Below are 11937 nucleotides of genomic sequence, written 5' to 3'. Positions count from 1 at the left end.
TAGAAGGAATTAAGGCTTTAGTATGTAAAATTGCACTTCTGCAAAGGACAGCTGGCCGAGTGGTCGAAGGCGCACGCCTGGAACGCGTGTATAGGGCAACCTATCGAGGGTTCGAATCCCTCGCTGTCCACCATCAATCAACTTTTTGAAATAAAATGATACAAAAATCTTTCAAATTAAAATATGTTCCGTAATTTTTCCTTGAACAATATATATACCTTTTTCTTTTAGCTTCTCTAGTGTCTGTATATCACTAACACCTACAGCTATAAGTGAAATACCGATACTGTCTGTAATTAGTCTCAAAGATGATAAAGATTGATCACTTTGATTTAAGAAATAATTGCTTTCACATTTTATATATACAGACCTTAAATCTTGTAAATATTGGTAATCCTCACCCTCACCGATAAACTCAAATATGCCTATTTCTATATTATATTTTCTAAATAACTCTATATATTTTCTAATATTTTTTGAATCTTGGCGAACAAGTTCGTCTGGAAGTTCTATAATAAGTTTAAAAGGAAGTATTGCAGCATTTGCGTGCATAATTTTGCTTATATCACTGTAAGTTTCTTGATCTTGAAGATACTCTTGCGGCAGTCTTAGAGAGTAGGTTGATGCAGAGGGAAGTATATGAGAATTTTTAAAAAGCATAGTAAAAACTTTTTTATAAATATGGCTGCATAAGCCTGAGTGAATTGTTGGTGCCATAAATTGAGCATAACTGTAAGATCTGTTTCTATCCAAATCAAGATGTATACTAAGAATATGATGCGCTAGTGTATTCACCTTTGTATCTATAACACTCCATGAAACAAAACTGAATTTATCTTTTTCTATCGCTTCGTTTATAGTATCTCTCCAAGCATCTTTGCCCATGATTTCAAGGGCATTAGCGGTTTCTTCTATATGTATATTTTCATGATTGAATTTTGCCTGAGCAAGAGCATTATCGGAGTGTGACAAGAGTTCGGATATGGTGTCTTTATGATTATATGCATAGAGCCCTATTGTAATAGATGTTTCATTTAAATCAAGTCCTGAGGATAGAATCATATCCTGAGAATCTTTTTGTAAGGATTTTGCTAGTTTCAGTGCATTGTCAATTGAGTAGTTAGGCAGAAGAAGTGAAAATTCTGTACCGTTTAATCGAGAGACAATAGAGTCATTAATATTTTTTGTATAGGTTTTAAAGTTATTTGCAATATTTACAAAAAGTTTATCTACATTTTTATGACCTATTTTTTCATTTGCTTCAATAACTCCGCTAAATGCAATAATTATATTGACACCGCCTTCATAAGAGGCATCAACTTTGAGATAAGCTGGAAGTTTATCCATAAGATATTTACGGTTTTTTAGTTGTGTGATTTCATCAGTATACTCTATCTCTTTATGTGCTTTTAACTCCTCATTTCCTTTTTCAAACATAGTTTTTACTTTTAAAACCATGCTGTTCATTCCTAAAACAACATCTGCCAACTCTTTTGTGCATGGAAGTTTATCTTGGATTATAAACTTATTTCTTGTAATTGCTGCTGCCTGTTTTTGTACCAGTTTTAAAGGTTTTAAAACTGCATGCAGTAAAAAGTTAAGAATCGCAAGACTTATTGTTGCAATAAGTGCAAAAGATAAAAGCAAATCTATAAAAATTTCGTAAAGTTGCTTATAGGCATATGTTGCATCGCTCTGTACGCTTAGTATTCCGACTTGGCTCCATCCCGCAGAGACATTTGCATATGCAACGGGTGCTTTTAAATTTATCAGTTTTCTAAACCACTCCGGAATAATTCGTATATCGCTTTCGGCAACTCTTTCATAAAGAGTGTTTTTTTCAGTATCAACAAGAGTAATATTATGATAATTTCCACTGTCAAAATTTGCATTAATCATAGTTGAGATCATTGAAAGGTCGCCGTTAGCGCTTCCAAGCGAAAGACTTAGTGATGTTGCGGTATTTTTAGCGTCTTCATAGAGTCTATCCTGAACGCTCTTGTTTGCACTATGAAAATTGAGTATCAAAACTGTTGATAAAATAATAAGTAAAAAGAGTGATAAAATTAAAGCTGTCTGTTTGTAGAGTGTCATATTTTTTCCCTTTGCATATTTAGTTTTAATTCATCCCATTTTTTATGAGATTTTTTATTGTTTTTGTCTGCTTCATCAAGCAGATCTCCATTAAAGTTGTAGATTGGAGTTAAATCTTCTCTTTGCGATGCAGGAAATATTTTACGATTATAATTATCTAAAATAAGCGGTTCGCTTTTTGTTGTTTTAAAGTATGTTAAAACCATATGCGGCTCCTTAAATCTTGTGGAGCGAACATATGTAAAAAAAAGTTTTTTATAGTCAATCCCAAGATATTTAAGAGCAAAATATTTGCTTATCACGAAATCTTCGCAATCTCCTCTGTCTTTGGCCAAAAATTCCCATGGAGTGGCCCAATAATCTTTTTTACCATATATCTTCATATCGCTCGCATATCTTACATCGTTAAAAAAATTATTTACCGCTTCAAGTTTTTCCATTTCACTCCTGTTTTTTACAGAATCAAGAGTTTCTTGAAGAGCTAAAAATCTTTTTTTCGCGTATATTTTGTATTTTTTGTCAATTTTTTTTAATATTTTTTTATCTACATAAGGCGTATCTGCAGAAGCTATATTTATAAAAAATATTGATAATATAAGCACTCTTAAGATAAACATGAAATGATTATATCCAAAAAATATGCGATATTAATGCTGTCTTTTGTTAAAACCAGAGGTTCCATCTTTACTCTTTGAGGTGAAGTTTTTAGCATATGGTTTTAGATAGTTTGGAATCGCTCTGCCTTTTATCTTCATTATATCTTCAAGCATATTTTTTGCAACAAGTTTTGCATCTGTTTTTTTAACTTCACAAAGGTATTTAAATAGGAGTTCACCCAGTCTTTGCAGTGAAATATGCCATGTGGAATCGGTTTGCGCATATATCCATAAACTAAAAGCATAAAAGTTTTTATATACACTTTCATTGTGCCAAAGAAGTTTTATGCTTTTTTTAAAATTGCCGCTGTTGTAAAAAAGATCCCAAAATCTTGAAAATCTTTTCATTATTTGAATATCCATAAAAGAGAGTGTAGAAGTTTGCAATACATCATAAGGAGGTATATTGCTATAGATCATGCCATGTTCTATATCATGACGATTGATGGAAGTGCCTGAGAGTTTTTTCAGTATTCCAATTTGTATCTCTGAATTGCTAAGAGAAATCAATTCATCAAGATTTGCTCCAAAACTCTCTAAATCTTCGCCCGGAAGACCTACTATGAGGTCAAGGTGCAGATGTGCATTGGTATTTTCTTCTAAAAATCGTATATTTTCTTTTATTTTGTCCAATTTTAGAGATCTTGAAATGTTTTTTGCAATCTGAGGGTTTAGAGTCTGTATTCCTATCTCAAGCTGAAGCGCACCGAGAGGAAATTTTGAAATTTTTTCTTTGAGCAATTGCGGAAAATGATCAGGTACAACTTCAAAATGTGCAAAATAGGGAGGTTTTTTTTGTAAAAAGAAATTAAGCAGGACATTTGCCGTTTTAATGTTGAGGTTAAAAGTCCTGTCTATAAATTTAAAGTTTCGAGCGCCTCTTTGCCAAAGCAGTTCAAACTCTTCTAAAAGTTTTTCCAAGTCAAATGCTCTTACTTTTTCATCTATAGATGAGAGACAAAATTCGCACTCAAAAGGGCAGCCTCTTGAAGCTTCTACATAGATATATCTGTTTTTTATATCATCATCCGTATAAAATCTGTATGGAAGAGAAATATCTTTGAGTGAAGGCATACTCATTTTTATAACTCTTTGAGAAGTTTTGCCATTTAGTATATTTTTACATAGTTTATAAAATGCTTCGTCACCTTCACCCTGAATAATAAAATCGGCATCATCTAAATTTACTCGAAACGGTTCATGAGACACTTCCGGTCCCCCTAGAACAATCTTTATAGAGGGAGATATCTTTTTAATGATATGTATAAGTTCGTTCACTTGAGAGACATTCCAAATATAAACGCCTATGCCTATAATATCAGGAGTGTGAATAAGAAGTTTTTCTACAATAGTCTGTGTTGCATCGTTAATGCTAAATTCCAAGATTTTTGCATCATCTTGCAGCTCTTTGAGATTAGCATAGAGATATCTAAGCGCAATAGAAGTGTGTGCAAATCGAGAATTTAAAGTTGTTAATAAGATTTTTGCCATAATATGAAAGTGTAACATAATTATCCAACTCAAAAGGGGAGAAGGAGTGGATAATTAAAATAATTTATAAGTTATATATATCTCAAGTACGAAAGGGGTTAAACATAATTGAGATTTAAAATTATATTAATTATAAGTAAATAATAAGTAAATAATAAATTTTTACTATTTTTAATTTACTTGCTTGTCAGTTAAATCTATAATTAGGTTATAATCGCGTATGTCATTACTTTTAGCAGTTTTTTACTTTTTTTATTTTTCTATCATCGGTGTTTATGTAATATTTTTGCCGAAGGTTTTGTCTATAGCAGGTTATGGTGCAAGCGATATCGGCATCATATTTGCGGCGGCTCCGCTTGTGCGTTTTGTTGTCCCGTTTGCATTTATAAAAGGTCTTAAAATAAATGTAAAGAGCTTCAATGTTTCGCTTCTTATTATGTGTCTTAGTGCTGTTTCATTTTACTTTTCACTGGATAGTTTTTATAAACTTCTTTTTTCAAACATTACTCTTGGAGTTGGGCTTAGCATCGTTCTTCCTTATGTTGAGGTTATATCGCTTAAGCATTTAGGTAAAGAGGATTATGGCAAAATAAGACTTTTTGGTTCTGTGGGGTTTGTCTTGGTTGCTTTGGTTCTGGTAAAGTTTTTAAGTTCTCCTAGTGTCGCGCTTATTTATCTGCTTGTTTTAACATTTATTACATCGATTTTTGCTTATGTAATTGCAAAGAGGGCGGATGCTCTTTTACAGAGGAGCGAAGAGGTAACCAATGATATAAATCTTTTAAAAGATTGGAGATTGTGGGCGGGGCTTACGCTTATGCAGGTGAGTTTCGGCTCATTTTACAACTTTTTTACCATCTATGTTACCGACCATGGAATAACGCTGGATATTGCAGTGTATCTATGGAGCTTTGGAGTTGTTGTCGAGATTTTTATGCTCTATTTTCAAGGTGCGCTTCTTCGCAGAAACCTTCTTTTTATACTTCAATTTACTACATTTGCAACCGCTTTAAGATGGTTTATACTTTTTATATTTCCCGATAATGTGACCATGCTTTTTATATCTCAAGCTCTGCATGCACTCAGTTTTGCGCTATTTCACTCCGCAGCGATTAGCTATCTCTTTTATCTTTATAAGCATAAATCTTTGGCACAACAGCTTTTTTCAGGTATAACTTACGGTTTCGGGGCATTTGCCGGAGCTCTTATAGCCGGGTATGTATATGAGCTATATCCAAGCTATCTCTTCTTAAGTGCGACTCTCATCGCACTTATTGCAACATACTCTTTATATTTGTGGGGAATTAATTCAAAAAAGATTAATAATCTGCAATCAAATTAAAAGAAAACACTCTATCTGTAGAAGTTTTACCGGCTGCCGGTTCATTTATATAGTCAACATAGTAGTTTACACCTGCGGAAAAAATATCAGATATTTTAACTGCGAGAGAACTTTTTGAGTAGACGAAAAAATTGTCTGCATCAGAAAATTCTGATCTATAGCTAAGTGTTTGATTAAATTTTAGATTTTCTCTTATTTTTGCACTATAAACTGCTTGTACTCTGTATGCAGCATAAGAGTCGCTATATCCATCATTTTGATTGATGCTTCCCGCAGGAAATGGATATGAAACAGTATTGCCAAGCGTATCTTTGTATGTATCTTCAATATCATCATATGCATATAAAATATTTCCATCAAATGCCAACTCCTGTGTCTGAGTTTTCATAACTTTATATTTAGCACCCGGACCGGTATAAAATTGATAGTTAAAACCGGAAAATTTATCATCTTTATAGCCGGCTAGATAGTTAAAGGAAAATCTATCATTTATCATATAGTCATAGAGAAGTTCGCTTAAAAATTTGTTTTTGCTCTCGATACTGTTCTCTTCACCATATTGATAGAGCAGAGATAACTCTAGTGAGTGTTTGTCAAAACTGTTTTTAACTTTGGCATCAAGGTTAAAAGCTTCTGTATCTGTATTTCCTGAATTGACAATGTAACCAAGCTCCGCATGTGCATTTAGAGTATAGCTTGGTTTTGGAAGTTGCGATTCAAGAGTTTTAATCTCTTCATTAATTTTTGCAACTTTTGCTTTTGCATTTTCTATTTCGTTTTTTATCTCTGTTTCACTTGCTGCTAAAGTACAAGCAGCAACAATAGATAGGCTTAATACCAGTTTTTTCATTTTTGTCCTTCTGTTTTTTGTTCTTGTAAGTGTATGCTCATTTGTGGGAAAGGAATCGAGATGCCTTTATCATCAAATGCCAGTTTTACCTTTTCTAACATATCAAAGTGAACATCCCAATACTCTTCTGTTTTTACCCAGACACGAAATACAAAATTTACACTATTGTCTGCCAATTCACCTACTGCCACAAAAGGAGCGGGTTCTTGCAAGACTCTTTTATCCTCTTTTATGATTTGCATTAGAGTCTCTTTTGCAAGTTTTAGATCATCATTATAGTCAATTCCAAAAACAAGACTTACTCTGCGCGTAGGCTTGTTTGAGTAATTTATTATGTTTGAACCGATAATTGAAGCGTTTGGAATCATTATTGTTTTATTATCCGGAGTCACCATTATGGTTGAGAAAAGATTTATCTCCTCTATCGTACCAGAAGCCCCGGCAGCATCTATATAGTCTCCAACATTAAATGGACGAAATATAATTATAAGTACTGCTGCACCGATATTTGATAGTGAATCTTTAAGTGCCAGACCGATAGCCAAAGATGCAGCACCAAATACAGCCAAAAATGATGTTGTGTTTATGCCAAGCGTATTTAATGAAGCCAAAATCACTACAATTAAGAGTGTAAAGTAGATAACATTTGCTAAAAATTCAGCCAATGTACGATCAACATTCGCTTTTGTCATTATATTTTTCATAATTGTCATAATTTTTTTAACTATAAACTTACCTATAAAAAATATAGCTATAGCAACAATAATCTTTAGTCCATACTCACTAGCATACATTATCGCTAAGTCAGTGTATTTTGATATATCCATTTTTAACCCCCTGTCTTTATTAAATTATAGCGAATTAAAAATTAAAAATAAAAGATGTGTTTTGGGTGAAATCATATTTTTTTACGCCCAGAGGAGGCTCGCTGTCTGTGTTATAAGAGAGGCTGAATTTTAAAAATAGATTTTGATATATATTTAACTTTAGCTCTAGTTCGTGTGATTGTACATTGTCACTAAAATCATCAACTTTAGGTTGATAGTAAAGAGTATATGCGGCTGATGAAGTTTTATTGAACTCAATTGCATAAGAAAAATAGGAGTTTACTCTTACATTATCTTCTGTTGGGTCAATAATAGGATTCTCGTACCTTATATTTTCATAGAATATGCCGGCGCCAAAATAACCTTTGCCGTTTTTAAGAAGGTCAAAAAGTTTAAATCTTAGCCCAGCTCCGCCTAGTGCTCTACTGTTAATTTGTCTAAATTTATCATTTTGAAGTTGCGCAAATAGTTCAGCTCTAAGAGTTTCATCTGTAAGAGCATGAATATATCTTATATGTGAGAAGAGTTTATTTGTATTTTCTTCTCCACTCGCTTTGCCATAGGCTCCCGATACTTCAGCCCAAACAATATAGCTTGTATTGTTATCATATGTTGTTCGAAGAGATGCTTTGTAGCTGTCTGTATCTGTATTGCCTCTTGTTGTTTCCAAAGAAGTTTCAATGCTGTTTGAAAAGCCCGGTTTTTCTCCAATCTCTACGGGAGCAATTGATACCAATGCAAAGAGATATTGTGTTGTTATAAGTGTAATTAGTAGGTAAAATTTCATAACGCGAATTTTACCTGCTACTTTATAAAACTCTTCTTGATTTTCTCTATTTCATCTATGATTAGGCGGTATTTTTCTACATAAGGGGAGTTTATATGTTCAATCAAATCTCTGTACTTCAAGTAGTTATTCCAAACTTTTTTAGAGGCTTCTATTCTATTTTTTTTGTGAAGCTCAAAGCAGACGGAAGCGTTGATAAATCCTTTGAGAAGCTTTACTTCATCAGAGTCTTCGAACCTTCTCTCAAACCACAGAACCTCTAAATCTTCATGAGCATTGTAAAAGTTCTCGCTTCGCAGGTTTTTTATAAAGCTCTCTAGCTGTTTTTTATGTCTGCTCATCAGAAACCGTCATGTTCTTGCGCCAATATCCTCTTCCTCCATGAAGCGAAATGCAGTGATGTTTTGGAAACTTTTTTTTGTACTCTTCAAGTCTGTTAAGGGTTGCCTTTCCGGTGTCGCAATAAAATACAAAAACGCTTCCTTGCGGCTCCTCTTTTAGCTCAAAAGGGTTATAGATGAGAGTATCCGCATTTTCAATCGGTGAGAGAATAGTATCTATCAGCAATACTTTTACCCCCTCTGCTTCAAGCTTTTTTTTATTTTCTAAAAACTCTTTTTGCGTCCATTCGTTTGGAAATTTCATATTAACTTTCATATGCTTTTTTTGATGTTACTAAAACTGCAACCGCGGTTAAAAATGCGCCTAAAAAAACGATGCCATAGCCGGTCGGCAAGTCATAAAAATATGATAGTATAATCGCGCTTATACTAAAAAACCATCCAAAAAAGAAACTTCCGAGTAAAGGTTTTTTAAAGTTTAGTGAGAGTGCTACAAACGGCGGTGCAATAAGAAGCACAAAAACGACAAAAACTCCTGCAAGTGAAACAGATGAGGTGACGGTAATGGCAAGAAGCGAAAAGAATAGAAGCTCTTTTAAAAAGCCGCTGAGTTTCGGGTAGATAAAGTAGAGTCCAAGAGCGATAAATGCGTATATAACTCCGCTTTTTGCAACTTCAATGGGAGGAGTAAAGAGTATATCGCTGGCAAGCAGAGACTTGAAATGCTCCATTCCCTCTGCAGAGTGGGAGAGAACCATCATGATGCCGCTTGCACCTAAAACATAAAGTATTCCGATAAACGCCTCTAAATGGAGTTTGCGCGTAGAAGCAAATGCTATAAGAAATGCACTCAAAAGAGCAAAACTAAGCGTTAGGAGGTAGAAATATTCTTCATGAAAATAGCCAAGACTTATAGATGAGCCAAGAGCTGCAAACTGCGCAATTGCAAGGTCGGTAAAGATGATACCGCGCTTTAATATCTCCATCCCGAAATAGGAGTGAAGCATCACCAGAATAATAACAAGAGCAATTGGTACAAGAAGAATATCTGTCATTTTATTGCACTTGTTAGATGATCAAAAAGCGCACTTAAGCTGTTTATGTTGTCCAGCGCTTCTATATCATGCGGCATTAAAACTATATTTATGCCTGTTTTTTGGCTTATAAAATCTGCTGTTTTTGTTGAGTGATAAACATCATGGAGTATGCAGCAAGGATTCTCTTTTTTTATAAGCTCAATCGTTTCTATGGTATGTCTTGATGAGGGAGGAATACCGGGAAGAGGCTCGATAGTGCCTATATTTATAAGTCCGTAGGCTTTGTTAAAGTAAGCTAAATTGTCATGAAATTGGATAACCTTTAAGCCTTTTTTATCGCTCATTTTTTGGCTCCACTCACTCATCTTTTGGTTCCACATCTTAGAAAAATCAGCATAGTTTTTTTCGTAAACCTCATAGTGTTCTTTATCTATAGAGATTAAAAACTTTTTTATAGTATTTGCAAGAAGCAGAATATTGGATGGATCAAGATGAAAATGCGGATTTCCATCGGGATGAATGTCGCCGTCTTTTCTATCTACTTCGCTTGGCTTGTTTATAAGCTCTATATGATGGGAAAGATTTAAAAATGTTGCAGAGGAGGGTGAAGTTTTTGGATTCCCCGCACGGTTTATAAGTGGAGGCAGCCAGCCGATCTCAAGCTGAGCTCCGTTCATGATAAGTGCATCGGCATTTCTCACTTTTGTAATAAGCGAAGGACGGGGAATAATAAAGTGCGGATCCCAGTTTCCCTTTGCCAAAACAGTAGTCGTAATATGCTCCCCGCCTATTGTTTTAGTAAGCGCCCCTATATAAGGGTAGCTTACCGCTATATTTAGATGAGCTAAGAGTGTTAGCGGCAGAAGCGTTAGCAGTGTTAGTAGTTTTTTCATGCTTAAAAACTATGTGCCGCGTGTGCGCCGATAGAGATATTTGCTTGAAGAATGAGAGTGTCGATTTTTTCTCTTTGACCATCTTCATTAAACATAGAGTTGTCGCGGCTGTACTGCAGTCTAAATCTTGCAAACTCGCTTGTATGGTACTCTACCATCGCTGTGTATTTGTCGAGCCCGTCTGGCTGTGGTTTATCTATATTGTCCGCTGTAACATCATTTTTTAATATTGCATCGTATCTAACACCCATTCTCCAGTTTTTATTGTGTGTGTAGATAAGCTGTGAGTAGAGACCGCTCTGTTTTTTATTGATATGAGGGGAGGTAAATGTGCCGTATAGATTGTACTGTGTACCGTCTAGCTCTCTTTGAAGATACTCTGTCTGCCACTTGATAGATTTGTAAGAGTCAATAGCATGCAAAACAACCAAATCGGCACCGTAAAGTTTTGAGTCGCCGCTAAACACATGTGGAGCTTCATGATCGCTGCTGTGATCTATCATTGAATCACCTTGAGCATAAGAAATTCCACCGAGCAAGGTTGTGTTGTCTATATCATGAGAAGCTTTTATATATCCAATGTAAAGTGAAGGTGCAGAAGTTCCCTCTATTTTATCTTCTTCTATAGTTGTGAATTCTTCTATATCAACTGATTCATTGCCGAACATCTGTTCGTTTTCTCCTTGAAGCACTTCAAATCCTGCCATAAGGTAAAAAGGAGTCGGAGCAGTCCACTGAATTTGCGCACCTGTTTCATTTATACCGTGCATTCCTAAAAATGCCTCATATACTAAAGGCATATCTGCAAAATCCCATGCATGGTGGTGTTGCTCATTTAGATAGCCAAAGTTTGAGTTAAATTTTCCGCCTTTTACTTTTGTGCCGTGTCCTAAAGCGTTAGATGTAAAGTATAGCTCCTCTATCTCAACACCATTTTCTGAAAAGTGAAATACGCCATCCACCGTAAAAAATGGATCAGCGCTGCTTGAGAGCACAAGCTCTGCATAATTGAGGTTAAATCCGTTTTTTGCATTGTAAGTGGCATGTTCCGAATCTCCGTGAGAGTGCTCTCCCAAAAGGCCGTGGGCAATACCTGGAAGCTCTAAATGGGCCGCCTCGTCATCTTTTACACTTCTATCAACATATGAAGCGTCTAAGACCAAAGAGATATCTGGAATGAATTTTGACTGATCAAATGTTCTTTTTTCAACAGGAAGCACATCTGCCCCATAAACCAATGTTGCGCAGAGTACGCTTGATAATACTATTTTTTTCATAATTTTCTATCCTAATTATTTATAATTTTTTATTTTTGTAAGATTTTTTATTTTATTTTTTTAAGTTATGATAGTAGATGGAGGAGCGCGGTTTTGGTTTGAGTTTATTTTGGTAAATATATAAGAAAGCAGATTGTTTTGTGTGATTTTTTCAAAGTGAAAAAGTTCGATATCTGTTAACAATTGAACTGAATCGTCAGAAATTAAATTTTGGCTTACCGTACATATAAGACATGACGCGCTGTCGTTATGCTGAATGTGTTCCACTTCATGAACAGCGGCAAAGCTTGTGACAACAGCAAAAAGTAGAGATATAAGTATATTTAATTTCATCGACAAAAT

The 11937-nt window shown here is 34.7% G+C and carries 13 protein-coding genes and 1 tRNA gene; 2 read left to right on the top strand and 12 right to left on the bottom strand.

Going from position 1 to position 11937, the window contains the following annotated elements; genetic code table 11:
- Positions 1–45 precede the first annotated feature (45 nt).
- Positions 46–133 (top strand) — tRNA-Ser (locus CVO_RS09320).
- Positions 134–171: 38 nt separating this feature from the next.
- On the opposite strand, the gene CVO_RS09315 is transcribed toward CVO_RS09320, so the two are convergent.
- From CVO_RS09315 to CVO_RS09305, 3 genes are read right to left on the bottom strand one after another with little or no spacing between them, the layout of a single operon-like run.
- The gene (locus CVO_RS09315) at positions 172–2094 is read right to left on the bottom strand and encodes a LapD/MoxY N-terminal periplasmic domain-containing protein (protein WP_159571891.1); all 1923 of its coding nucleotides are present in this window, start codon (positions 2092–2094) and stop codon (positions 172–174) included.
- Positions 2091–2711 carry a transglutaminase-like cysteine peptidase gene (locus tag CVO_RS09310; protein WP_152298491.1) on the bottom strand — a complete coding sequence of 207 codons (621 nt, stop codon included), beginning with the start codon at positions 2709–2711 and terminating at the stop codon, positions 2091–2093. Before CVO_RS09310 ends, CVO_RS09315 begins: the two co-directional genes overlap by 4 nt.
- Positions 2712–2741: 30 nt before the next feature.
- On the bottom strand, positions 2742–4241 hold the full coding sequence (locus tag CVO_RS09305) for a B12-binding domain-containing radical SAM protein (protein WP_159571888.1): 1500 nt from the start codon (positions 4239–4241) through the stop codon (positions 2742–2744).
- Positions 4242–4461: 220 nt separating this feature from the next.
- On the opposite strand from CVO_RS09305, the gene CVO_RS09300 reads away from it, so the two are divergent.
- On the top strand, positions 4462–5583 hold the full coding sequence (locus CVO_RS09300) for an MFS transporter (RefSeq protein WP_152298492.1): 1122 nt from the start codon (positions 4462–4464) through the stop codon (positions 5581–5583).
- On the opposite strand, the gene CVO_RS09295 is transcribed toward CVO_RS09300, so the two are convergent.
- From CVO_RS09295 to CVO_RS09255, 9 genes are read right to left on the bottom strand one after another with little or no spacing between them, the layout of a single operon-like run.
- Positions 5561–6433: a DUF481 domain-containing protein gene (locus CVO_RS09295; protein ID WP_159571885.1), complete on the bottom strand. Its 873-nt coding sequence runs from the start codon at positions 6431–6433 to the stop codon at positions 5561–5563. The two genes, CVO_RS09300 and CVO_RS09295, sit on opposite strands and share 23 nt — an antisense overlap.
- Positions 6430–7260 (bottom strand): mechanosensitive ion channel family protein, encoded by an 831-nt coding sequence (locus tag CVO_RS09290; RefSeq protein ID WP_159571882.1) that lies wholly within the window; start codon positions 7258–7260, stop codon positions 6430–6432. Before CVO_RS09290 ends, CVO_RS09295 begins: the two co-directional genes overlap by 4 nt.
- 34 nt (positions 7261–7294) lie before the next feature.
- Positions 7295–8047, bottom strand: coding sequence for a DUF481 domain-containing protein (locus tag CVO_RS09285; protein WP_159571879.1), 753 nt, complete (start codon positions 8045–8047; stop codon positions 7295–7297).
- A 17-nt stretch (positions 8048–8064) separates the two neighbouring features.
- Entirely contained in the window at positions 8065–8388 is a 324-nt protein-coding gene (locus CVO_RS09280) for a DUF309 domain-containing protein (protein ID WP_159571876.1), read from the bottom strand.
- Positions 8375–8692, bottom strand: a complete 318-nt coding sequence (locus tag CVO_RS09275; protein ID WP_152300240.1) for a hypothetical protein — start codon at positions 8690–8692, stop codon at positions 8375–8377. Before CVO_RS09275 ends, CVO_RS09280 begins: the two co-directional genes overlap by 14 nt.
- Position 8693: 1 nt before the next feature.
- Positions 8694–9443: a metal ABC transporter permease gene (locus CVO_RS09270; protein WP_152298497.1), complete on the bottom strand. Its 750-nt coding sequence runs from the start codon at positions 9441–9443 to the stop codon at positions 8694–8696.
- Complete coding sequence (locus CVO_RS09265) at positions 9440–10318, bottom strand: metal ABC transporter substrate-binding protein (protein WP_159571873.1); 879 nt, start codon at positions 10316–10318, stop codon at positions 9440–9442. Before CVO_RS09265 ends, CVO_RS09270 begins: the two co-directional genes overlap by 4 nt.
- Before the next feature lie 2 nt (positions 10319–10320).
- On the bottom strand, positions 10321–11595 hold the full coding sequence (locus CVO_RS09260; protein ID WP_159571870.1) for a hypothetical protein: 1275 nt from the start codon (positions 11593–11595) through the stop codon (positions 10321–10323).
- Positions 11596–11655: 60 nt separating this feature from the next.
- Positions 11656–11928, bottom strand: coding sequence for a hypothetical protein (locus CVO_RS09255; RefSeq protein ID WP_152298500.1), 273 nt, complete (start codon positions 11926–11928; stop codon positions 11656–11658).
- Positions 11929–11937: the final 9 nt, after the last annotated feature.

It is taken from the genome of Sulfurimonas sp. CVO (assembly GCF_009883775.1).
Taxonomy (GTDB): Bacteria; Campylobacterota; Campylobacteria; order Campylobacterales; family Sulfurimonadaceae; genus Sulfurimonas; species Sulfurimonas xiamenensis.
This window is presented reverse-complemented; position numbering and strand designations above follow the sequence as displayed.

Bases quoted from the DNA above. Each gene is read 5' to 3' on its own strand.
- CVO_RS09315 (WP_159571891.1), bottom strand. From the start codon at position 2,094: ATGACACTCTACAAACAGACAGCTTTAATTTTATCACTCTTTTTACTT.
- CVO_RS09310 (WP_152298491.1), bottom strand. From the start codon at position 2,711: ATGTTTATCTTAAGAGTGCTTATATTATCAATATTTTTTATAAATATA.
- CVO_RS09305 (WP_159571888.1), bottom strand. From the start codon at position 4,241: ATGGCAAAAATCTTATTAACAACTTTAAATTCTCGATTTGCACACACT.
- CVO_RS09300 (WP_152298492.1), top strand. From the start codon at position 4,462: ATGTCATTACTTTTAGCAGTTTTTTACTTTTTTTATTTTTCTATCATC.
- CVO_RS09295 (WP_159571885.1), bottom strand. From the start codon at position 6,433: ATGAAAAAACTGGTATTAAGCCTATCTATTGTTGCTGCTTGTACTTTA.
- CVO_RS09290 (WP_159571882.1), bottom strand. From the start codon at position 7,260: ATGGATATATCAAAATACACTGACTTAGCGATAATGTATGCTAGTGAG.
- CVO_RS09285 (WP_159571879.1), bottom strand. From the start codon at position 8,047: ATGAAATTTTACCTACTAATTACACTTATAACAACACAATATCTCTTT.
- CVO_RS09280 (WP_159571876.1), bottom strand. From the start codon at position 8,388: ATGAGCAGACATAAAAAACAGCTAGAGAGCTTTATAAAAAACCTGCGA.
- CVO_RS09275 (WP_152300240.1), bottom strand. From the start codon at position 8,692: ATGAAATTTCCAAACGAATGGACGCAAAAAGAGTTTTTAGAAAATAAA.
- CVO_RS09270 (WP_152298497.1), bottom strand. From the start codon at position 9,443: ATGACAGATATTCTTCTTGTACCAATTGCTCTTGTTATTATTCTGGTG.
- CVO_RS09265 (WP_159571873.1), bottom strand. From the start codon at position 10,318: ATGAAAAAACTACTAACACTGCTAACGCTTCTGCCGCTAACACTCTTA.
- CVO_RS09260 (WP_159571870.1), bottom strand. From the start codon at position 11,595: ATGAAAAAAATAGTATTATCAAGCGTACTCTGCGCAACATTGGTTTAT.
- CVO_RS09255 (WP_152298500.1), bottom strand. From the start codon at position 11,928: ATGAAATTAAATATACTTATATCTCTACTTTTTGCTGTTGTCACAAGC.